Annotated in this window: 21 protein-coding genes; 2 read left to right on the top strand and 19 right to left on the bottom strand. The window is 60.9% G+C overall.

Annotation, left to right across the window (positions count from 1 at the left end; all coding sequences use genetic code 11):
• Nucleotides 1-99: 99 nt before the first annotated feature.
• The 3 genes from HZ994_07580 to HZ994_07570 all read right to left on the bottom strand — a co-directional run bounded on the left by HZ994_07580 (nucleotide 100) and on the right by HZ994_07570 (nucleotide 4769).
• Nucleotides 100-1026 carry a ribose-phosphate pyrophosphokinase gene (locus HZ994_07580; GenBank protein QTN32197.1) on the bottom strand — a complete coding sequence of 309 codons (927 nt, stop codon included), beginning with the start codon at nucleotides 1024-1026 and terminating at the stop codon, nucleotides 100-102.
• Nucleotides 1027-1120: 94 nt separating this feature from the next.
• Nucleotides 1121-3343 (bottom strand): O-antigen ligase family protein, encoded by a 2223-nt coding sequence (locus tag HZ994_07575; protein ID QTN32196.1) that lies wholly within the window; start codon nucleotides 3341-3343, stop codon nucleotides 1121-1123.
• A 25-nt stretch (nucleotides 3344-3368) separates the two neighbouring features.
• Nucleotides 3369-4769, bottom strand: a complete 1401-nt coding sequence (locus HZ994_07570) for a sugar transferase (protein QTN32195.1) — start codon at nucleotides 4767-4769, stop codon at nucleotides 3369-3371.
• A 165-nt stretch (nucleotides 4770-4934) separates the two neighbouring features.
• Here HZ994_07570 and HZ994_07565 point away from each other — a divergent pair, with 165 nt between their 5' ends.
• Together HZ994_07565 and HZ994_07560 are read left to right on the top strand one after the other, a co-directional pair.
• Nucleotides 4935-5927, top strand: a complete 993-nt coding sequence (locus HZ994_07565; protein ID QTN32194.1) for an exosortase/archaeosortase family protein — start codon at nucleotides 4935-4937, stop codon at nucleotides 5925-5927.
• 5 nt (nucleotides 5928-5932) lie between these two features.
• On the top strand, nucleotides 5933-6676 hold the full coding sequence (locus tag HZ994_07560) for an exosortase-associated EpsI family protein (GenBank protein QTN32193.1): 744 nt from the start codon (nucleotides 5933-5935) through the stop codon (nucleotides 6674-6676).
• Nucleotides 6677-6686: 10 nt separating this feature from the next.
• Here the strand turns inward: HZ994_07560 and HZ994_07555 are convergent, their stop codons facing one another.
• From HZ994_07555 to HZ994_07480, 16 genes are all read right to left on the bottom strand, one after another.
• On the bottom strand, nucleotides 6687-7808 hold the full coding sequence (locus HZ994_07555; GenBank protein QTN32192.1) for a CDP-glycerol glycerophosphotransferase family protein: 1122 nt from the start codon (nucleotides 7806-7808) through the stop codon (nucleotides 6687-6689).
• Nucleotides 7805-8221, bottom strand: a complete 417-nt coding sequence (gene tagD / locus HZ994_07550; GenBank protein QTN32191.1) for a glycerol-3-phosphate cytidylyltransferase — start codon at nucleotides 8219-8221, stop codon at nucleotides 7805-7807. The genes HZ994_07555 and tagD overlap by 4 nt, the downstream gene beginning before the upstream one ends.
• 29 nt (nucleotides 8222-8250) lie before the next feature.
• Nucleotides 8251-8946: a methyltransferase domain-containing protein gene (locus HZ994_07545; protein QTN32190.1), complete on the bottom strand. Its 696-nt coding sequence runs from the start codon at nucleotides 8944-8946 to the stop codon at nucleotides 8251-8253.
• 24 nt (nucleotides 8947-8970) lie between these two features.
• Nucleotides 8971-9774: a glycosyltransferase gene (locus HZ994_07540; protein QTN32189.1), complete on the bottom strand. Its 804-nt coding sequence runs from the start codon at nucleotides 9772-9774 to the stop codon at nucleotides 8971-8973.
• Nucleotides 9775-9778: 4 nt separating this feature from the next.
• Nucleotides 9779-10957 (bottom strand): glycosyltransferase, encoded by a 1179-nt coding sequence (locus HZ994_07535; protein ID QTN32188.1) that lies wholly within the window; start codon nucleotides 10955-10957, stop codon nucleotides 9779-9781.
• Nucleotides 10958-11020: 63 nt separating this feature from the next.
• Nucleotides 11021-12208, bottom strand: coding sequence for a hypothetical protein (locus tag HZ994_07530; GenBank protein ID QTN32187.1), 1188 nt, complete (start codon nucleotides 12206-12208; stop codon nucleotides 11021-11023).
• A complete protein-coding gene (locus HZ994_07525; GenBank protein ID QTN32186.1) occupies nucleotides 12205-13209 on the bottom strand; it encodes a DUF288 domain-containing protein in 1005 nt (334 codons plus the stop codon). The genes HZ994_07530 and HZ994_07525 overlap by 4 nt, the downstream gene beginning before the upstream one ends.
• Before the next feature lie 6 nt (nucleotides 13210-13215).
• A complete protein-coding gene (locus HZ994_07520; protein ID QTN32185.1) occupies nucleotides 13216-13953 on the bottom strand; it encodes a glycosyltransferase in 738 nt (245 codons plus the stop codon).
• Between the two features lie 8 nt (nucleotides 13954-13961).
• Complete coding sequence (locus HZ994_07515) at nucleotides 13962-15158, bottom strand: hypothetical protein (protein QTN32184.1); 1197 nt, start codon at nucleotides 15156-15158, stop codon at nucleotides 13962-13964.
• A gap of 180 nt (nucleotides 15159-15338) precedes the next feature.
• Complete coding sequence (locus HZ994_07510; protein QTN32183.1) at nucleotides 15339-16178, bottom strand: alpha-1,2-fucosyltransferase; 840 nt, start codon at nucleotides 16176-16178, stop codon at nucleotides 15339-15341.
• Nucleotides 16179-16229: 51 nt separating this feature from the next.
• Nucleotides 16230-16574 carry a four helix bundle protein gene (locus HZ994_07505; protein QTN32182.1) on the bottom strand — a complete coding sequence of 115 codons (345 nt, stop codon included), beginning with the start codon at nucleotides 16572-16574 and terminating at the stop codon, nucleotides 16230-16232.
• A 38-nt stretch (nucleotides 16575-16612) separates the two neighbouring features.
• Nucleotides 16613-16762, bottom strand: a complete 150-nt coding sequence (locus HZ994_07500; GenBank protein QTN32181.1) for a hypothetical protein — start codon at nucleotides 16760-16762, stop codon at nucleotides 16613-16615.
• Between the two features lie 100 nt (nucleotides 16763-16862).
• Entirely contained in the window at nucleotides 16863-19166 is a 2304-nt protein-coding gene (locus tag HZ994_07495; GenBank protein QTN32180.1) for a glycosyltransferase, read from the bottom strand.
• 163 nt (nucleotides 19167-19329) lie between these two features.
• Nucleotides 19330-20388, bottom strand: coding sequence for a phosphotransferase (locus HZ994_07490; protein ID QTN32179.1), 1059 nt, complete (start codon nucleotides 20386-20388; stop codon nucleotides 19330-19332).
• A 49-nt stretch (nucleotides 20389-20437) separates the two neighbouring features.
• Complete coding sequence (locus tag HZ994_07485) at nucleotides 20438-21256, bottom strand: glycosyltransferase (protein QTN32178.1); 819 nt, start codon at nucleotides 21254-21256, stop codon at nucleotides 20438-20440.
• 29 nt (nucleotides 21257-21285) lie between these two features.
• Entirely contained in the window at nucleotides 21286-22527 is a 1242-nt protein-coding gene (locus HZ994_07480) for a glycosyltransferase (GenBank protein QTN32177.1), read from the bottom strand.
• Nucleotides 22528-22535: the final 8 nt, after the last annotated feature.

The following is a 22535-nucleotide window of genomic DNA, read 5'->3' as shown; positions in this document are numbered from 1 at the left end:
CGGACGCGGGGTAGCATGTTGCAGGCCGGGTTGTTTGGGAAAAGAAAAAGCGCGGGAACCTCGGGGGAGGCCGCCGCGCTTTTTTGGGGAGATTTGGAGCTATACGGTGAACAGGGATGTGACGGACTGGCCGCCGTTGATGCGTCGGATGGCCTCGCCCAGCAGGGGTGCGATGCTCACCGCCTGCACCTTCGGGCCGTGTGCCTGGGGTACGGAATCGGTGGTGATGACCTCTTCGATGGGGGAGTTGGCGAGGCGCTCGTTGGCGAGGTTGCTGATGATGGCATGGGAAACCCCGGCGAAAATGCGCCGTGCGCCGTGCTTGTGGAGGATTTCCGCGGCGGCACAGAGGGTGCCGGCGGTTTCGGTCATGTCATCGACGAGGAGGACATCGCGACCCTCGACATCGCCGATCACGTTCATGGCCTCGACGCGGGTTGCGGAAATGCGGTGCTTGGCGACGATGGCGAGCTCCGCCCCAAGCGCGTCCGCATAGGCGCGGGCCATTTTCACGCCGCCGACGTCCGGGGAGACGACGGTAAGGTTCGAGGTGTCCGGATGGCGCTCGCGGAGGTAGCCGATGAGGGCGGGCTTTGCGTAGAGGTGATCGACCGGGATATCGAAGAAGCCCTGGATCTGCGGGGCGTGGAGATCCATGGTCAGCACGCGGTGAACCCCGGCCGAGGTGAGCAGGTTTGCCACGAGCTTTGCGGTGATGGGGACGCGCGGCTGGTCTTTCCTGTCCTGGCGGGCGTAGCCGAAAAACGGCATGACCGCCGTGATCCGCTCCGCGCTGGCGCGCCGTGCCGCATCCACCAGGATGAGCAGCTCCATGATGTTATGGTTCGTCGGCGGGCAGGATGGCTGGATGATGAAGATATCCTCGCCGCGGACGTTCTCGTTGATCTTGACCGCCGTCTCCCCGTCCGGAAAGGCGTCCACCTGTACGTCGGCGAGCGGTTGGCCGAGGGTTTCCGCGATTTTTCCGGCAAGTTCGCGATGGGCGGTTCCGCTGATGATTTTCATGGGCGGGGGGATTGTTGACAGGCTTGGCGGCCTCGGCAACACTTTGCTCCCATTTCATCCACGATGCGGGCGATTCCCACCGGATTCCCGGAAGTTATTTCCCTGGATCGAGATCCACGCTTTCCGAGGGTTTTATCCCGGCACCTTTCAGATATTGGATCGTGTTCAGGAGGTATTCCATGTATTCGGCTCTTTTGGACGGGGTCACCCCATCGGGCAGGTTGTCGCCTGCGGTGCCGATCCGCTGGCTTGCCTGGGTGAAAAGGAACATCGCGTCCTCGGCACGGCGATCGGACCATTTCCTCACGGCCATGCGTCCCAACAGCAGCCCTGCGTGATAGTGCGAGCTTCCGCCGTAGGGAAGTTTCGCCGCGAGGTCATATTGGGCGAGGGCTGCCTTGGGTTCCCCGGCGGCTTCCAGGGTTTGCCCGTAATTCTGATGGATCAGCACGCGCAGGACGCGGTTTTCCGTGCCGTGCATCCAGGAGTCCGCGAACGCCTTATCGATGTGCCGTGCCGCGATCTGGAAGTCGGCGAGCGAATCGGCGGGTCGGCCGGGATCATATTCGGAAAGCGCCTTCCCATGGAAATGTTTCGCAGAGCTGAGATAGGATTTGAAGGCCGCCTCCATGCCTCCCTGGAGTTGGATGGCACGGGTGTAGGCGGCTTCCGCCTCGGCGTGGCGCCCGAGGTTGCTGAGGAGATTCGCGTAGCCAACCGCAGCAGCCGGATCGTAGGGGTGAAGTTCTGAGGAGGCCTGGAAATCGGCCAGAGCCTGCTTGATGAAGCTCCGGGAGATCTCTGCGGACGTTTCCGCCGCTGCCGCCCTCTGGCAGGTGAGCCCGCGTTTCTGGTACAGTGATTGCAGCGGCCAGATTTCGATGGCGCGGGCAAGGGCGTCGATGGCGGTCTCGTGGCCTGGCTTTTCCGGCCCGAAGTGGCTGGGCCAGAGGATGATGGAGACCCTTGTCCCGCGGGTGCCTGCCAAGGCGAGGGAAATGATGGCTCCGAGCCCGAGCACGGAAACCAGCGAGGCACGCAGCCATGGGCGCAGGCCGGATGGGTTCGGATTGGCCGTTTTCCCGAAACAGGCCGCAGAGATGCAGAGGGCGAGGAGCACCGCGCCCGGTGCAATCCTGAATATCCCCTCGAAATTGGATTGCAGGAAGAGGCCGACAAGCCCGGCAAATCCGCCGATGCGCCAGCCGTCCGCATGGGGCGATGCCGCCGAGCGCCTGTCCATGGCCGTCCTTGCCATGCAGGCGATCACGATGGCGCAGAGGAAGACGACGAGCAGGCTTGCACCGATGATACCGTAGTCCGAGGCGGTCTGGAGCAGCTCGTTGTGGACGTGCTCCGGCTTGTTGCTGCCTATCCCCATCTGGCCTATGTCCCAGAAGCGGAAGCATTCCCAGCTGTAGCTGCGCGCCCCGCCGCCCCACAGCGGATGGAGCTGGATGCAGGAGATGGCAATGCCGATGAGGTGCCAGCGGATTGTGTTGTCGAGGAGGCCGGCGAAGCCACCGGATTCGTTGCGGGCTTCCTGTGCGTCCATCCATACGGCGACCAGCGCGAAGATGATGCCCCCTGCGATGAGCGGCACGGCGATGACAGCCGGGGCGAACCATTTCCTCCCGTCGCGCTTGCCGATGACGAGCGTGAGCAACATCAGTGCGCCGAAGCCGCCCGCCCCGCCAAGGATGGCTCCGCGTGACCTTGTGAAATAGATGGCGCAGAATGCGAGCAGGGCGATGATTCCCAGCAACAGCCTCACGATGCGGTTTTCCCTGGAATGCATGGCCAGGCCGCCGAGAAGCAGGGATACGGCGATGAGGAATGATCCGCCGTAGCTGTAATGCGCGTAGAAACCCGTTGGATACCGAGAGGTGATTTTCGAGAAAAACGGAGAAAAGCCCGGGTCGCCAAGCTGCCTTGCCATGACCAGAAGGCTGGCGCAGGTGAGCAGCGCGATTCCCGCGATGATGATGCGCAGCGCAGCGGTGCTGCTCGCGGCCGCACGGAAAGAGACAAAGGTCGCCACCGCCATGGCAAGCAGCAGGATGTCCGCCTGCGCGGCCTCAGGGACGGGGGTCAGGAACGCCCTCGCCGCCATCCAGGAAACCAGCGCGGCACCAAGCGCCGCGATCACCGTATCGCCCGCCCCGCCTTTTTCCCTCCAGAGGGCGGGTATGGCAAAAAGCGCTGCACCCGAAAAGCAGAGCATGGCCGGCCCCCAGCTCCATATCCTCAGCTGCGGGCCGAGCGTGACTGTTAGGATGAGTCCTATGGTCCAGAGTATGGAGGAGAATGCGGACACCGGGCTTGGTTGGGGGAAATCGGGGTTACTTTGCGCCCCTTCCGAAAAGGACGGCGGGTACGGTTCTGAGCATGATCTGGAAATCCAGCCACAGCGACCAGTTGTCGATGTAGCGCAGATCCATGGCCACCCAATCCTCGAAACTGGTGATCTTGTTGCGGCCGCCCGCCTGCCACTCACAGGTGATGCCCGGCTTCACGCTGAGCCTGCGCCTGTGGGAGATCTCGCTGAAGGCATCGACCTCGTAGAGCGGCAGGGGACGGGGGCCTACCAGGCTCATGTCCCCGGCCAGCACGTTGAGGAGCTGCGGGAATTCGTCGATGCTCATTTTCCTCAGCAGCGCGCCGAACGGGAAAATCCTGGGATCGCGGTCGAGCTTGAAGACCGGGCCGTCCATCTGGTTGCCGTGTTCGTCCTTGGTTTGCTGGAGGAGTTTCTCGGCGTCCGCGACCATGGTGCGGAATTTCCACATGCGGAAGGGCTTCCCGTAGCGCCCGGCGCGCATCTGGGAGAACATCACCGGCGCGCCGGGGCTGGAGATCTTGATGCCGATCGCGGCGATGATCCACACGGGAAAAGTGACGATGATGCCCAGCAGGGCGCCGCTGCGGTCGATGATGTCCTTCGCCATGAGCTCCCATGAAAGCTCAGGGGTGGAGCGCAAGACGAGCATGGGCTTGCTGCCCACCGAGTCGAACACCGGCCTGGCGATCTGGGTGCGGATGAAGGACGCCGCGATCCATGCCTCCACGCCATGGAGCTCGCAGGCCTCCACCGCCGACGCGACTTTCTCGAAAGGGGTGTTCCTGTTTGCGAAAATCACCCGGCTCACGGATTCCCGTTTCAGGATGTCGTAGAGTTCCTCGGGATCGCGGGTGCAGATATCGAAGTGTTCTGCGACATCCCAGTCCGCTATGGCCTCCGCATCGAGATCGGCCAGCAGGTCGGCGATTTCCTCCTCCGATCCGGCGATCACGACCCGTTCCTTCCCGATCCCGCGCTTGCTCCTGCCGAGCATGATCTGGTGGGTGACCCTGTCGCGGATGAAAAGGATCACGAAGATCAGCACCCCGCCGAGTCCGAGGATGAGGCGCCGTGTGCCCTCGAGCTTTCCGAAGACGGCGAAAAGCGAGATCGCGAGGCCGATGATGAATATGCCCTGGATGAGCTGCCAGGCGGATTTTCCGGCGTGTTTCCTGCCCATCCTCTCATAGAATCCGAAGCGCTCCAGGACAAGCGGCGTGAAGGGGACGGCGATGTAGAGAACCCAAACCATCGCGCCGAGAGCATCCGTATCCGGTGTGAATGATGAAAAGGATCCCTGGATCAGGTTTCTTGCGAGGCTTGCCAGCCAGAATGCAACGAAAACCAGCGAAGCGTCGATGATCTGGATCGTCTGGATCCTAAGGGAATCTTTGCGGGACATCGACATGGTGGAATCTGCGGAAAATCGGGGTTGATCTGTGGATAGTTTCGTTTTTCTGGCTGGCGCTGCAATCCTTGATTTCGTTGGCAAGGGCACACGGCCGTGTTGCCTATGGGGTTGACAGCCGTTTTCCGCCCATTACATTGCTCGGTCTTCACCAGCCAGATGAATGAAACCGAGAAGAAACCCCTTCCCAGCGGCGGCGTGGCATCGCTGCCGGGATCGGATGCCCGTTATGGGCTATGGGTTTCCGCAGCATTGACGGCTGTGCTGGTGCTCTGGTTTTTCTGTTTTGAGCAGAAATACGGCCCCGGCCATACCCGCACCACCTTGGGCTGGCTCTACAGCGCCTGGAATCCGGCCACGGACTACGAGCACGGCAAGCTCGTTCCCTTTGTCATCTTCGGCCTGATCGCCTACCGGTTCAAGGACATGCTCAAGGCCGTGGCTCCCGGCAGCGCGTGGGGCCTGGTGTCCGTGGCAGTCGGTTGCCTGCTCTATGTCGCCGCCTACAGGACCCTGCAGCCGCGCATCGCAGTGGGCGGCCTGCCCTTCATCCTCTGGGGATCCGCCCTGAGCCTCTGGGGCTGGCAGGTTGCCAGGATGCTCGCTTTCCCGCTGTTTTTCCTCTGGATCGCCATTCCTCTTCCCACCTTCCAGCAAGCCACCACCCATCTCCAGCTGCTCGCCACCGCAATGGCGCACCACGGCTCAGGCCTGCTGGGGGTCGAGACCTACACCCAGGGTACGATGGTGCTGCCGGTGAAAGGCGATTGGAAACCCCTCAGCATCGCGCACGGCTGCAGCGGCATCAGGTCTCTCATGGCCCTGCTCATGATCTCCGCCGCCTGGGCCTATGTGGCGAAGATCCCGCTGTGGAAAAAGGTTTTCCTTTTCCTCTGCGCGTTCCCCCTCGCCATCATCGGCAACGCGCTCAGGGTCATCTCGATCTTTGTGATCGCGGAATACGGCGATGCGAAATGGGCTTCCACCACCTGGCACGATTGGTCCGGCCTGCTGCTCTTCTACCCGTTCTCGCTGTTCCTGCTGCTCGTCATCCACTCCGTGCTTGAGGGAGGCCTTCCGTGGAAGGCCGCCAAGCGCAAGCAAACCCGCCGCACCACGGTTGCGAAAGGCCAACAGGAATCCACCGCATGATCCCCATGAAACACATCCACTGGGTGCTGCCCCTCTTCGCCGGCGGGCTCATGGCATCGGTTCACCTGCTTCCCGAGGCCGGTGAGATGGAGGAATCCGCCATCAGCATGGATCTGCCCGCGCTCTCCGGCTACTGGATGTTTTTCCCCCAGCCCCCGAGCCCTGCGGAAACCGAGATCCTCGCGCCTGACACCCGGTTTTCCAAGGCCGTCTGCCTCTCCGCGCGTGATGGCGAGATCGACCTCGCGACAGGCCTTGCTGCTCCCGACGAGAAACCGGACAGGCTGGATCTCTCCGTCGTCCTCTCCGGCCATGACCTGAACAATTCGATCCACCGCCCGGAGCGGTGCATGCCTTCCCAGGGGCATACGATCACCAACTCCACGGACGTGATGCTGGAGCTGGCCAACGGCCGTTCCCTGCCGGTGAAACGTCTCATCTCCGTGCAGAGCATCCCCACCAACGAGGAGCACACCGAGCACGTGAACCTCGACTGTGTGACCTACTACTTTTTCGTGGGGAAAAGCAGCATCACCCAGGATCACCTCAAGCGCACCCTGCTGGACATGAAAGACCGCCTCCTGCTGGGCGTTGACCAGCGCTGGGCCTACGTTTCCGTATCCCTCTGGTATGGCAAGCTGCCATGGAAGGAAAAGGAGGTCTCCATCGGCGAGGCGGACGCCAAGATACGCGGATTCCTTTCCGAATTCGGCGAGAATCAGATCGACTGGGAGATGATAGGGAACTGAGGCGCGCGCCTTACCCGGAAATCCCCAGCTCCCTCAGCAGGCGCCCCACCGCTTTCCCGTCGGTGTGTGCATGCGATAGCTGCCTCATCCTGTCCCTTCTCGTGGCATCAGGATCCGCGCCATCCAGAAGTTCCCCGAGGGCGGCCAGCAGGCCTGCCTGGTCGCTGACCACCGGGCCTGCGAGATGGTCTTCGACGGGTTCCACGGTAAAACCGCGTGAATCCTTGTATTCCGCCAGGTCGGGGAACGCATGGATGATGGGGCGGTCTAGCAGAAGATAGTCGATGACTACGCTTGAGATATCGCTGATCAGCAGCTCCGTGGCACCCAGTGCCTCGTAGAGGGACACGCGTTTCCGGCCAAGCCAGGCATCATCCACCACGAGGAGATGGCTCCATTGCCGCAAGCCTTGGAAGGCCGCCATCGGATGCGGCTTCACCAGCAGGATTGAGTTCCTTTGCGCGAGGAATGCGTTGAGGGTTTCAGGCTCAAGATCCGCCATCCCGAAGGCGGTGCCTGTGTCGATCCCGTCTGTCCTGGGAAGCCCCCGTACACTTTTCCTGTATGTGGGCAGCCATGCCAGGAGCTTCGTGCCCGCCGGGAGGCCGAGTTTTCCCATCACTTCACGCTTTTCGGAAAACAGCCTGTCGTTGCGCGGCAGCCCTACAGCCAACATGGCGCCGGAAGGGCTGATCGTCCGCCGCATGATATCCCCCCAAAACGGCGATGTGGCAAGGGTGTGGCTGGATCGGATCGCCGGATCGCCTTCGATCATGCCGCCAATTCTCTTGATCGGCATGCCGTGCCAGACATTCACGGAGACCACGTTGGAAGGGAAGCGCCTCGTGTAGCACGGGTGTGTGAAAAAGACGTATCTTGCGAAACAGAAGCGCAGCCACCCGCCGGGGCTGTCCTTGGATACCCGCAGCGTTTTCGCTCCCAAGTCCCATGTCGGCGGTGCATCCGTATCGCCCGCCAGCAGGATGACTTTCCGCACCGTGCTGCCTTGCAGCGCCTGCTCCAGCGCGATGCTGTTGTCCTCGCCGTCGGGCCACGCCCAGATGACCGCGTGGTTCAGCTTCGGGGTGAGGCGGTGGACCGCTCCGGCAAGTTTCCTGAAAATCTCCCTCACCCTGTGAATTCCACGTTCGATGATTCAGTGACCCGCAGCTCCGCCTTGATCTGCGTGGTGCTGATGCCTTCGGTGCGCGAAAGGTAAACGACCTCGCACTGGGTTTTCAGGTGGTCGAACTTGCCCTTCCAGTCATCGCCCATCACGAAGACATCGATGCCGTGCTCCGCCACATCGCGTTCCTTCTGCTCCCAGCCGTCCTCCGGGATGACCAGATCCACATAGCGAACCGCCTCTAGGACGAGCTTCCGCTCCTCGAAGGAGTAGAACGCCTTCTTGTTTTTCAGCGCATTGAAACTGTCGCTCGACAAGCCCACGACGAGGAAGTCACCCATTTCCCGGGCTCTCTTCAGGAGGTTGATGTGTCCCCGGTGGAGCAGGTCGAAAGTGCCGTATGTGATGATTTTTTTCATATCGGGAATGGGGGCGATCACATGCGGTCTCAGGAATCCCTGCGTTCCAGCACATAGATCATCTGCCTGGCGAAAAGGGAGGGAAAAATCCGCCACAGGCCGAAAAAACCGTTCTGTCCCGCATACTCGCGGACATTGAACCCGCAGTGAGCCGCCCAGACGTGGAAGTCGCGCACAGTCCAGAAACGCAGGTGTTCCTTGATGTGATAGACGATCGCCGTGAGCGGCATCTTGCCACCCAGCGCGAGGCGCAGGCGGTTGACGACAAACCCAAGGTTCGGGATGGTGATGTAGAAGACATGCGCCTTGGTCTTGAGGAATTCCCTCATCAGCAGTTCAGGCTCAGGAAGGTGCTCGATGAGCTCCATCGCGACAATCACATCGACTTCGCGGAAGCTTGTCAGGTCGGGAGAATTGAGATCACCCACAAGCGCCCCTTCCAGGCCTTTCTCCCCGAGTTTCCTGATCGCGGCGGCGGAACCGTCGATTCCGAGGAGATCCAGATCCGGCCTGATATCCCGGGTGTATTCCAGGAAAGCCCCGTCACCGCATCCGATGTCAAGAACCCTGCCCCTCTCGGGAAGCCTGCGGGCAACCCAGACGAAGCGGTGCTTCGGCTCCTGCCTGCCCCTTTTCTCCCAGTAGTCGTCATAGTCCGAGAACTCGTTCAGAGGCATCGGATCGAGGAAAATTTCGCGGAAGATCTGGAGGATTTTTCTTATCATTTGTGACTTTGTCTGATGGATGGCTCAGGAACCCGTGAGCCTCAGCACCGCTTTCCAACCCTTCGCCGCGATCCAGAGAAGCCCGTCGATGAGCCCGTTGAGGTAAGGGTCGCGGAACAGGGTGATGCCATACATGCGGCGGACGGCGCGGGATTCCACGAACTGTTTTTCTGCGGATAGGATTCGATCCATCTCCCGCGTTTTTCCGAAATTGCGCTGCGAGAGGTTCCCGCCGTGCATGCGGAAATCCGCCAAGGTGGCCGGAACATGCCGGAAACATTTCCCTGCGGCATCCAGCCGGGCGTAGAACTCGCTGTCCATTGCGTAGCGGAATCGGATGTCGAGCCGCAGCCCCTCGTCGATCACCGTGGATCTCCTGTAAAAGGCCGCCGTGGATCCGACATAGCAATGGTGGTGTATGTGGACGAAGCGCGACCACTTCGGGGCTGTGACATGCCGGAGGTGGGCTCCGGCTCCGTCGATGAAATCCCAGTCGCCGTACACCACATCCGCATCGGTTTTTCCCAATAGGGGCAGCAGATCCGCGAGGGCTCCGGGCTTCAGCCTGTCATCGGCGTTGAGCCACATCACCCAATCGCCCTGCGCCCGGGCGAAGCCCTTGTTGATCGCGTCCGACATCCCCTCGTCCGCTTCCTGCCGCCATGTGGCATGCGGGAATGCTGCGGCGACCGCAGCGCTGTCATCCGTCGATCCCCCGTCGATCACGAGGTGCTCCAGTGTCACTCCCCCCTGGGCGGCGACACTCTCCAGGCACTCTCCGAGAAAGCGCCCGTAGTTGAGGGATGGCGTGACGATGGTGAAGTCCATGCGATTATCTTTTCAGGATTTCCCTAACCTTCATGGCAACACGATCCGCGTGCAGCCTAGCACACCATGCCGTGGAAATCCCAGGGGCATCCCGATCTCCGTTGTCCCATGCCGCCAACTCCCGGACCAAGGCCTCGGCGTGCCCGCATGCATCGTCGGTGGAGGCGAGCTGGCCGGATTTTTCCGAAACGAACCAATCGAAGGCGGCCATCGTCACAGAGCGCCCGGCCACCACCGAACAGCCGGAGCAGAGTGCCTCGGCCGCCGCGATGCCAAAGCTCTCGTAGGCCGAGGGGCTGTAGAAAACCCGGGATTCCCCGAGCAAGGCAACGAGTTCCGCGCGCCCGATCATACCCGTGAGCTTCACCCGCTTCCTCCCCGCATCCGGCAGGCAGGAATGCCATTTCTCCAACCCGGGTGCCGCCTTTCCCGCAATGACGAAGCATACCTCATCATCGGTTTCGAGCACTCTCCCGATGACTTCGGCCAGCAGCCATGTCCGCTTCTGGATCCCATCGTCCCAGCGCCCCACGCAGGCCACTTGCCGCCGCTTGTTGCCGCCCGGAAAACGGAAGGCGGGTTCCACCGAATGGGGGATGACCGTAACGCGATCCGCCAGCCCATCCCCGCCATGGTGGTGGCAGAGCCTCCGCACATACCTTGCCGCACCCGGCGAGACGCAGGCGATCGCGTCGCCACATTCCAGGTGCCTAACACGGAGGCGCTCGGTTACCAGCAAGCCGCCGAAAAACCGGAACACCGAGAGTTTTGCGAAGCGCAGCCAGGAACCTACACCCCGCCCTTGGCCGCCGTAAACCCACTGCGCCCGCAGCCAATCACCCAAGCCCACATGCGGGCTCAGGAAACCCCCGCTGTCCAGGTTGAGCACGAGAGGTATGCCCGCCGCATGGATCGCGGCCGCCACCTTATGGTATTTCGGATGCCCCCATGCATAAAGGACCAGGCCATCGATTCCCAGGGACTTCCACCATGCCGCCGATTCGAGATCCGGGTAATCCGTCCGGATCAGGTCCGCCCCGTCTTCCGGTTTCCGTTCCCCCGGCATCACCGCCCGGCTTTCGATGCCGATCATCTGCAGCCCACGGCATAGCAAGCCGCTGTCGCGGGCGAAGAAATCCTCGCCTCCGCCGAAGGCTACCGGAGTGCAGGTGTAGATCCGCATTGGGAAACAAATGTTGGAACGCTGGAGCCTGAAATGCTCGGATGAATGAGGGGAGGATGCATGTCAGTCGGATTCCGGTTTCCCGATATTGGCGATCCATGCCCCGCCCCAGCCGAACAGCGCGAATGGCAAATACATCAGCCCAAAGCGATCGCGCAGGAATCCGAAATCGGGAAAGGACTGGACGATGCTTGAGAACAGGATGGCGCATGCCATCGGCACGAGGGTGACGAGAGTGCAGCAACGGAACATCGCCCTAGCCGGGTCTCCGCAGCACCGGAACCTGATGAGGAAAGCCCCAGCCACGGATGAGAGCGCGGTGAGGGCGATCATCGCCGTCCCGGCCCATGGCAGGGAGTCGTTGACGAGAGCCAGCTTCCTGCGCGACATGAGCGGGGTGAAGGCCGCAGTATCGATGAGATAGAAGGGCAGGGATACGGCGAGGACGGACAAGGCCACCGCGCTTCCCGCCGCGACGGCCTGCCTGAATCCGGCTACCCTCCAGATCGTACCTGCAAAAAGCGGGAGGAGCAGGATGAAGTTCGCCCGCGAGGCGAGCCCTATCCCCAGCAACACGCATGCCCCCCAGCGCTGCCATGCAGGGGCGGTGGGTTCCGACCACGCGGAAACGGCGAGAAGCAGGAAGAGGGTGACGAAGATCCCGTTGGAAATCAGGTCCCCTCCGGAAACGAACTCATAAACCATCGCCGGCGAGAGGGCGAAGGGGGCGGCCAGAACGAAGCAGGCAAGCGCCTTGTCATTGAACCAGCGGGAAGCCGCCAGCAGGAAAGCGGCAAGCCAGAAAATGTTCTGGTAGCCGCTGTTGCCAAGTGCCGAGAAAGGTGCGGATAGCAGGATGGAACCCGGGAAAAGCGAAAGCGGCCCGGGAAAAACGCGGGGCGGGTAGTAGGGGTTCTCCCCGGCGGCCAGACGTTCCACTGCCAGCTCCAGGCCTTCGTTCCGGTCGCTGCTTTTGCCGGGGCCCTTGCTGTCCTCATACGGATGGAGCACGATGAAGCCCACGAGCATACCGCATACGCCGACGATGGAAAGAAGGCGGAAACGGCGCTTGATCCATGGGGCGAGGCGACCCCCGAACGCCGCGACGCACCATACCCCGGCCGTCACCGCCGCGAGGTAAGCCGCCACACCGGCCAGGCCCGCGTATTTCTGGACAAACCCGAAGGACGGAAACGCCAGCAACAGGGCCAGCAGCCAGATGCTGCGCGGTATGCCGGGGGATGCGCTCATGTTTCCTGTCCCAAGGTGCCGAGATCCATGAACCATGCCTGGAGCAGGCTTTCCTCCTCCTGCCCCACCCAGCCGTTGCGTATGAGATTCCCGTAGCATGTTTCCATCATCGATTGCATCGATGCGCCGGGTGCGAAACTCAGGGCGGAAAGCTCTTCTCGCATCCTGTCGTTGTTCTCGTATCCGGGGAGCTCGTCGATGAAATCGCGGTGCAGATCGTGCTCGTTGCGTTCCTGCCAGACGGTCGGCCTGTGGAAAAGGACGCCGTGCCCCAGCTCATGCAGGATGCGTTGGGCGACGAAGCTCCGCCAGATGTCCGTCATCCGGAAGCTGCAGTTTGCGGGCAGGTAGAGCAGCGGAAACGCGGATGGGAAAAACGTCGTGTTCTGGCTGTTGAAAGGGCACCAGGCACCTCGCCCAAGCAGCACAGGGCCATCATCCAGCTCGAAGTCGAAGGGCAGGGGGTAGAGCATCCGATACACCGCATCGACATCGGGGTCGTTGTCTGCAAGGCCTTGCTGGATCGGGCAATCCTGGCTTGAGAATCCGCCCGCTTCGGGTGCCTCGCCCCTTGCGTGGGTGAGGGGCAGCCCCCTCGGGTAGATGAAATTCCGCGTGAAATAGCGGTAGGCGTTCACCCAGCCCTCGGCGGCCACCTTCCGGCAAGAGACACCCGGCTCCCGTTTCCGCCAGAACTCCTCGCGGGGGAGGTTGTCGTCATCGGTTTCCACGATCACCGTGGCACCCGCACGCATGGCATCGAGGTAACCGATGTTCTTGCGCGTGTAGGAGCGCTCCGGGCAGATCTCCCCGAGGGCGAAGCCGCTCGCCCGCTGCTGTTCGAGGGAAAGGAAGCGGCATCCCTCCAAGGCGAAATCGGCAGGGCTCTTCCCATCCCCCGCGACAACGAAATCCCAGCCGTGCCGGACACAGCCCTTTGCGAGTTCTTGCAGGGCTTTGTTGGGCGCGTTGATCGATGTGATGACGAGGGCGGTGGGCATGTTTTCTCAGAGGGAAGGGGAGCGGCCTGTAAGTCGCAACAGGAAGTAGCGGAGCAGGACGGCGATGGAATTCCGAACCGCCCCTTGTGATACGCCGGGAGATGGTGCGCGGTAATGGATGGGCACCTCGATGAGTTTCTGCGAGCGCAGCAGGTGGCGTAGCTCCGTCTGGTAGAAATGCGCCTTGGAGAGGAGAGGATAACCCACAAGCCGCTCAAGGATGGGGCGGCGGAATCCCTGGAAGCCGGATGTCATGTCGGCCAGCTTCGCGCCGAGCAGCCAGCGGGCAAGCACGGTGCCGCCCTTGCTCAGGAACCTGCGGCCGAAGGGCGAGTCCACCATGGAGCCGCCGTTGATGTAGCGGCTGCCGAAGGCGCAGTCGTTGCCCTCGTTGAGCGCCCGCAGGAACGCGGGGATGGCCCTGGGATCGTGGGACAGCCCCCCGTCCATCTCGATGATGATTTCATGGCCGCCCTTCAGGGCTTCCCGGAAGCCGTTCATATAGGCATCCACCACGTTCCGGTTTTCCGGGATCCATTTCGTGATGAACCGGGAATCCCTTGCGGAAAGTTCCTCGCAGCACTCCAGCGTCCTGTCCTTGGATACCTTGTCGATGACGAAATACACCGCCCCGCCCTCCATGGCATCCATGACGGCTGCCAGTGCCTCGGCAAGCTCCGGAAGCTCGGCCTCCTCGTTGGCGAGCGGGATCACCACCGCCCAGTTATCGGGATATCTCGACATGGGATGTTTCAGAAATAAGTGCGCAGGAGCTCCAGATGCCGGACTACCGGGCTGGCGGTGATGAAGTTGTGGAGATTCCAGATCACCGGGAAGCCGAAAAACAGGAGATACCAATCCCTTGCCGGGATCCGTTCCAGAATGGCCGGGATCTTGAGCCGGCGGAAAATCCCGGCAACCGCAGCCTCCAGCCATGCCGGCGGCCGCCGCCCGCAGAGATGGAGCATGAGCGACGAGGCGACCCACAGGAACAGCCACCTTCCGTAGTCTATCCCCAGGAGGAAGAGCGGTGAGATGAAAACCAGCTGCGCCACGAGCAGCGCTGTGACCCTGACCCTTGTTTCCGTCCGTATCGAAGATTCCGCCCGGCACCCCGTGAAGAGGATGACCAGCAGGAAGGAGATGGAGAACACCGAGATCCAGCAAAGCGGCTGGTAAAGGCCGGAGGTGAGCATGTAGCCGCTTTGGTGCAGTCCTTCCCCGGCTGTCCAGCCGAGCGCCGCGATCGAAGCGGCGGGCTCGATGGCCGCCTCTCCCGGCGCGAGCGTTTTCCACAAAGGCATCCAGGATTCATGCACGGCTGCCGCGATGGCGGGGGTGCCGTGATGCTTCGCCACGATCAGGAAAACCAGGGCCGCGGGAGCCAGCGAAAGGGCTCCCAGCGAAACTTCGCGCAATCCCGGACGCCGCTTCCCCATGAACACCAGCGCGGGCAGTGCGTAGAACATGAAGGTCTCGTGGCTGAGGATCGCAAGCGCCGCCAGCAGGTTGGCAATGACCGCCCTTGGGAAGCCAGGCAGGCCGCTGTCCTGCGCTTTCAGGCAGCCGAGCAAGAGCAGCAGCCCAAGGCAATCCTTGCGGACGAAGTCTTGGTAACCGGGGAACCCCATCACGATGCATGAAAGGATGAGCGCGGCCGGAAATACCGCCGCGCCGCGCCGCAGGAACCACGCAGCCAGCGATAGATAGAGCGCCAGCGAAACAGCGATTGCCAGGAGGTTCGCACCGATTCCCGTGACTTCCTCCAGGAAGCCCAGCAGCGTTCCCGGCAGCCCGCGGCGGACGAATCCGCCCGCATAGTTGATCAGCCAATCGGTGATCTGATAGCTTTCATGGCCCCAGGAAAGCGCGCCAACGAACTGGGTGACCGTCGCACACACCAACAGGATCCCGAGAATCGCTGCGGTCGGGGAGGGCTTTTTGGGCATTGTCGGAAGGTCGAAGGTCGGAAGGTCGGAAGGTCGGAAGGTCGGAAGGTCGGAAGGTCGGAAGGTCGGAAGGTCGGAAGGTCGGAAGGTCGGAAGGTCGGAAGGTCGGAAGGTCGAAGAGGAAGATGTCGGAGATCGCGTCGTATGACTTTTAGACTTTCAGACGATCCGCAGGATCCATTACTTCCACTTTTTCTCAGAGATCGGAGCAACGATGTCGCGGGAAAACCAACGTTCCGGCATGATCACCTCCTGCCCCGGTTTTTCGCCCAGCCACGCCGCCCACCAGGAATAGCTGCTGTTGGCGATGATGTGGTGGGAAGCCAGGCTCATCAGGTGCATGTCGTGCAGCGGGTTACCTGAGCCGATGTCCACGATTTCCGTATCGGCATCGCGGAATTCCCCGCGGCACCATGCGGGATCGTCCGAGAAAACAAAAAACCGCGCATCCGGCACGCGCTCCCTCATGGATCCCATGGATGCCCGGTAGTAATCCCTGTCGCACACCGCGAATGCCGGGTGATGCAGGTAATCGCCCCGCCGGACATGCACCGCAACCGTCCCCCGGGTTGCGATCCCGCGTGCCGGTGCACTACCCATGTCCACCTTCCCGCCCCGTCCGACCAAGCCCAAAAGCTCATCCCTCAGCTCCCCGGCGATGGATCCGAAATACAGCGGCGTTTGGAAAAAGCCCGACAACATGCAATTGGAGGGCGCATCCGCGATCCGTGGATCGAACGACTGGTCTTCCACAGGCTCTTTCAGGACGGGAAACCCGCAATATTCCCAGATGTGTCTGCCGTTGAGTTTGCGCAGCGCCCTTTTGGGAACCGAGAACCGGCGCACCACCTTCGCCTGCAGCGGCTGCTTCAGGAAATGCGAAACCTCAGACCAGCCCTCCCGGTTGAACCAGGACGCGTCCAGCACCAGCGGCACACCGTGTTTCCGCGCCAAAGCACGCCCTAGCGCATACTGGAACATGTTGTTGCCGGTGCGGCCACGCAGGACGATGCGGATCACTGGATTGATTTTGGATTTTGGATGTTTGATTTTGGATCGAATGGCACGGAATCATGCGGATGATTTCACGATCGAGGTGAGGATGCGGATGATCCTTTCTATCTGTTCGAGCGCTGGCAGAGTCTCTGTTGGCGGCAGGATGTTGCCATCCTTGGTCAGACGGAGCCAGTAATGGGTCTCGCGTGCCTCCTTCGAAGCAATTGACATCTTCGACCGGAAGTCAGCCCGGCTCTGCGCCGCCTGGGCTTCCTCGACATTTGCACCAATGCTAGTACCCGCCCTCCAGAACTGAGAAGCGAGATCATACTCCATCCGTTCCCTCATCAATTTGGAAATCCGCATCACCTCCAGTGCAAATGCATAGGATTCATCAACTATCAGGTTATCCTCTTTCATCTTCTAGAAATCCAAAATTCAAAATCAAACATCCAAAATCAGCTCTTCCTCGCAGCCACGATCCCCACGCCGGTCTGGCATTTCGCACCCGCCAGGGACTCGTATCCATCTCCCTCGCTCACGTTGCGATCGTCATCGATCACCGCGCATCTCTCGATCTCCCAGCCTTCGGAGAACCAGGAAAGCATGGTCTCGGGTGTAGCGCCGCCAATCCCCAATCAGCGAAAGCCAGCTTTTGGGTCTAATGCCTGCGTTGCGGAGAAGATAGCGGATCATAGGGATTCGGTATTATCGATCCGGAAGGTCGGGCTGCCCCGACTCCTTGGCACTGGCCACGCTGCGGAATCCCTCGACCATGCGATCGACCACCTTGGCAGCCGCAAATCTCTCGCGCAGTTCAAGGCCGATTCGGCGGACATCCGGCGCGGGCATCGCAAGGACTTGGTCGAGCGCATCCCAGAGCGAGTCCGGATTATCGAGCTGAAAAGCTCCTGCGGAGGTGGATTCTCCCAAGATTTCCTCGACCGAAGTATCCCTTACGAAACACACCGGCGTCCCGAGATAATATGCCTCGATCGCAGGCAGGCCGAAGCCTTCGATCTCCGAGGGAAGGATCAGCGCTTTGGCCTCTCCGATCACCGTCTGTAGTTCATCATCCCCAAGGAAATCGCGGCGGCTGATACACGAGTGGGCCGCGATCAAATCTTCCGATTCCGGGGGGACTTGGCCGATAAGCGCGAGCAGCGGCGGGGTTTCCCCCGTTTCCGAGCGTGCGATCCACCAGCGGATCAGGTCGTGGGTTCGCTTGTGGGGCTCCCGTGAGGCAAGATGAACCGCATAATCTTTTTTCGGAGGGTCTTCCGGCTGGGGAATCGTTTCGTAGAAGCAAGGCTCGTAGGTGACCAGGATTTCCTTCTCCGGCAGGCCTTGCCTCCGCATGAAGGTTCGGATGCTTTCCCTGGAGCTTCTGGAGACCGTGAAAATGGCATCGGCATTCTCCAAGGTGGTTGTGAGCATATGCCTCCAGTACGCATACTCGGCGGGCTTTCTCCAGCCGGGGTAATGATCCCAATAGTGCTGGATGATCGTATCGTGGACGGTCACGACCATTGGCGCTCTCAGAAGGCTGAAACGCGGCAGGAACCCTTTTGGGAAATACCACACATCAGCTGCTTTCCCGAACCAACCGAGCACCGGGTGCAAATGGTCGGTCATCACCCGCATGATGCGGGAACGGGTGCTCCATGGAAGAACCGTGTTTTTCGCGCCCGCTTTTGGGCCTTTCTGTGATGAGGAGGAGGAAAGCACATTGAGCTCCAGGTCATCCCGCTTCGCCATCTCATCTAGGATCACCTTCGACATCCTGGAAATGCCCAGGCTCCGGTCATGTCCCGGGTTCTGGTCGGCGAGATACACGGATACGTTTAATGCCGTCATCCGCTGCTTCGGCTCGGTGCGCGGCTCCGTCCGTGGCGACGGCGAATCGGCGACGGCAAGGAACGCCCCGTTGACCCGTTCCACGAAGCGCTCGGGTCGGAAATGATCCCTGTAAAAACGGACGGAAATCTCTGACTGCGCTTCGAGACGCGCCCTGTTGCAGAGCATGGAGAGCAGGGCGTCCGCATAGGCATCGGGCGATTTGATTGGCAGCAGGGTGGCCGTCTCGCAGCCCCGCATCAGTGCGGGAATCCCGTTCCATAGTGTGCTGATGACCGGCAGACCCGACCCAAGCGCTTCCATCAGGACGATCGGGCTCGCCTCCGAAGGATAGTGGCTTGGGAAGAAAAATACGTCGGCGTTCTGATAGGCCTCCCATTTGTCGTTTCCTGTCAGTTGCCCCGGAAACTCGACGATCCCGGCAAGTCCGAGTTCTTCGTGGAGCCCAAGCGCCTCCATCTCGAATTCGTTGTTCATCCACCGTCCCACGATATGGAACCTGTAATCCCCCCCGTGCCCCATATCGCGGAGATTGGCTGCGGTCCTGAGGATCTCCAGCACACCCTTGCCCTCCTGCAGGCTGCCGACGAATAGCACCTTGAGCGGTTCGTCATTTTTCGGCCGCTTCGGAGGCAAGGCCGGGACGTCGATCCCACAGGGGCACCAGATATGCTGCTTCGCCTCGTAAACCCGGTGCGGCGCGACCTTCTCCTCCGCCACCTCAAGCGCCATGTCGGCTCCATGATATGCGATTTGGGCCAGCCACTTCCTGACAGAGCCTCCTTCGGTGAATTCCGCCAGGCCGCTTGCGTGGAAAATGAAAACCGTTCGCGCCGCCTTGCTCCGGACGAAGATTAGAAAAAGCACATCCCGCAGGAAAGGCACCCATTTCGCACTGGCCGGCGGATATAGCAGAATCGTATCGGGACTGCGCGCAAGGGAGCGCCGGGTGCGGATGATGAGACTCCAAAGCCGGAAAATCTTCTTTGCCTGGAAGCGCCCGACCTCATCCATTTCGTCGCTGTAGTCCATCCGGATGCATTCCGCATCGAAGCCCGGCCAATCGTGGTCGAACAAAATCTGGGTCGCTACCGCCTGTCCGTGCCATGGCGGCGGAGTCTGGCCGAGGAGTGTGATGTATCCTTTTGAAATCATGGTTTGGGTCGCGGCTCGCGGCTCGAAGGTCGAAGGTCGAAGGTCGAAGGTCGAAGGTCGAAGGTCGAAGGTCGAAGGTCGAAGGTCGGAAGGTCGGAAGGTCGGAAGGTCGGAAGGTCGGAAGGTCGGAAGGTCGGAAGGTCGGAAGGTCGGAAATCCAAAATCAAACATCCAAAATCAATTCAACCGCTGCTTCCAGCACATCCTGATTGTCCTGATGCCCGGCGCCCTGTTTCCAGGCGAGGCTGGCAATGATGGGCAGGATCCGGTTTTCTCCCCAGCCGGTCTTACGAAGGTATTCGGAGCATTCCGGCCGATACAGATCCGAAATCGTCGCCCTGATGGCATCCTCCGGTGACATGCGCTTCACCAGCCGGTGATCCTGAAGGAAATAATGAACCAGATCGATCCCCGGCATTCCGGACGAATGCCCCCACTCCCAGTCCAGCACCACAGGCGAATCGTCTTTCCGGGTGCGCAGATTCCATCGTGTGAAATCCCCATGGCAGATCGCGGGCCGCAGGGATTTGTGCGAGAGCTCCTGCAATGCCTCATGGCCGTTCGCGGAGTCCAGCGCGGATTCGATCCATTGCCATTCAGGGAAGTCGCTGATCGGCTTTTCCGGGAAGTCCCCCACCCAGCCTTCCAGCAAGCCAAGTGCCTCGGCGAATCGCCCGATCGGGATCGGATCCCCCTGAAGATAGGGCATACGCAAAACGGTGACATCGGGGCTGGTATGAAGCCCCAGCAAATCCGGAACGCCCTTTGCGACCGATTGCAATTCCCCGAGCGCCTTCGCTTCCTTCTCCAGAACCTGGCGCCCTTCGGCTCCAAAGGATATTTTCGCAACCTCCCACTGCCCGTTGAATCTGTAGCTCGCGATCGCCCTCCTGACCCGGTGCTCCGGACTGCCGAGAAGAACCCCGCAAGTACCTGATTCGACTCCCGATAATGCAGGCGAGAGGTCTTTCTGTCGCGCTTGGATAGGCTCTTCTGGAAGCGCAAAGCCCTGCAAACCCATGCGGCTTAGTCTGCGGATGGCTGCCACCATGCCGCGCGCCAGAAGCCGCTGCGGCTGATACAGCCCAAGGGCGCGTGCCCCTGGCTCTTTGACCGCCGGCAAGCCCAGCAGGATGCGCCCATTCCGCCGTACCAATCTCAACGACGATGCAGATGGATCGATACAGGACAGCACCTGGACGAGAACTTCATGGTCGGTCATCGGGATCAAGGTATGGTTGCCCATCCGTTCTTCGCAGCAAGGTTCCAGTCTAGCCTTTCGTCTGCCGCCCATGGAGAGCCCTCAGGGCTCCTTTCTTGAAGCGGTAGATGTGATAGAGAAGCCCGTCCACTATCAGGCTCAGGTTCTCATCTTTGAAAGGTTTGATCCCGTAAAGTCTCCGGATCGCACGTGGCTCTGCAAGCTGGCGCTGCAGGCGCAGAAGGTTGTTCATGTCGCCTTTGCCTAGGCTCTTCTGGCTGATGCTCTGATCATGCAATCGGAAATCCGCAAGGATCTCGGGCATATGTAGGAAGCGTTTCCCGAGGTGTGCCAAGCGCGCGTAATATTCGCCATCCATGCAGTAGCCAAAGCCATCATCCAGCAGGTGCCCTTCCGCGATCGTCGTTTCCCGCCGGTAGAAGCACGCGGTGGATCCTATGTAGCAGCCGTTCTGTACCAGGATGCGGAAATCAAAAGGGATCGCGGGCATGCGCCGGGTGGTCATGCCCTCACCATCCATATAATCCCATCCCCCGTGAATCACATCCGCATCTGGACGGGAAGCGGCGAACTCTTTCACCCGCCTCAGCGCATTCGGTTTCAGCCGGTCATCCGCATTGAGCCACATCACCCACTTGCCCTTCGCACGGCGGAATCCCTTGTTGATCCCATCGGTCATTCCCTTGTCCGGTTCTTGGAAAAACTGCGCATGCGGGAAACGGCTCACGACTGCGGCGGTGTCGTCCTTCGATCCCGCATCCATCACCAGGTGCTCGAAGCTTACCCCCTCTTGTTCTACTACGCTCCGCAGGCACTCGCCTATGTATTGCCCGTAGTTGTAACTGGCGGTGACGATTGTGAAATCCATAGCGTGGTTCTGGGCTTGGATGCTGTATCCTAGCGACCGTTTTTCCGCGTCCTCACGGCGACACAGGCATCGTAATGGGACTTGAGTTGTTCCGCCTTTTTCTCCCACGAGTAGTTTTCCAGCACCCGTTCGCGCGCGCTGGCACCCATTGCCTCCCGCAATCCGCCATCCCCCGACAAGCGGACGAAGGCGTCAGCGAGATCGCTGACGGTCGCTTCCAACGAACGGGGCTTCACCCGGATCCCCCAGGCATCGTCCACCATCATGCGCGCCCCTTGGTGGTCGAGGCAAATGACAGGCAAGCCGCAGGCCATGGCCTCAAGGACGATCGCCCCCGAGGTGTCGCGTATGCTAGGGAACACAAAAAGATCCGCATCGGCGAATTCCTGCGACATCTGGTGGTGGCTGCGCCTTCCCACGAATTCCACAGCGTATTCCAAACCGTTCGAGCGTACCCAGGCCTCTTCGGTCCTGCGTTCCGGCCCGTCGCCAGCCAGCCGCAGGCGCAGATCCCGTTTCTCGTGGAGCGCTTGCCGGAACGCCAAAAGCAACAGGCGTGTCCCTTTCCGGGGCTCGAAGTTGCTCGCATGAAACAGCCGGTTCCCCTTCCCGGATTTTAGGGTGGGTGCGAACTGTTCCGGGTCAACCCCAACATCAATCATCTCCGAACTTGAGCCGAGTTTCGCGTTTCGGAACAGATTTCTCGTCTCCGAGTTGGCGAAGAGAACTAGGTCGCACGATTCCAGGGCACCGCGTAAGCAAGGATTCCATGCGGAAACAATGACTCTCAGGGACCGCATGGATTCCCTGATCCGGCTTTTCGTTCCCAGCGTTGCCGTCAGACCCACGGGGGCGCGTTGGCCGCCGCCGACCGGCCCCCAGATCCTGGCTCCGGGGAACCGGCGCAGAAGCCCGGGTCTCACCTCGAAGCTGTTGAACGTGACATGGTGAAACACGTCGTAGTTGGCAAGCTCCCGGACTTTTGGGATCGCTCTTCCCGCGCTTTTCTGCCAAAGTGCGTAGTATGCTTGGGTGGATAGAATGCCCCTTGCCTTCAGCCCGGTGAAAAAGGGGGAGAGATCATGGTAGATGAATTCGGGCTTGGAGCCAGAAAGGGATTGGAGGGCGCTTTCGATGGCTCCCCGGTTGTTGGAGCGGGTCAGGACGGTAATCTCACAGTGCCCGGCAAGCGCCAGCGCAAGGTTCCATCCGGTTCCTGGCTCGCTGCCTTTGCCCGGCTCGCAGGCATAAGCGGATAGGAGGACTTTCATTCGGAGAA

Source organism: Akkermansiaceae bacterium (genome assembly GCA_017798145.1).
GTDB lineage: Bacteria > Verrucomicrobiota > Verrucomicrobiia > Verrucomicrobiales > Akkermansiaceae > Luteolibacter.
The sequence above is the reverse complement of the archived record's forward strand: the minus strand, read 5'-3'. Positions and strand labels throughout refer to the sequence as shown.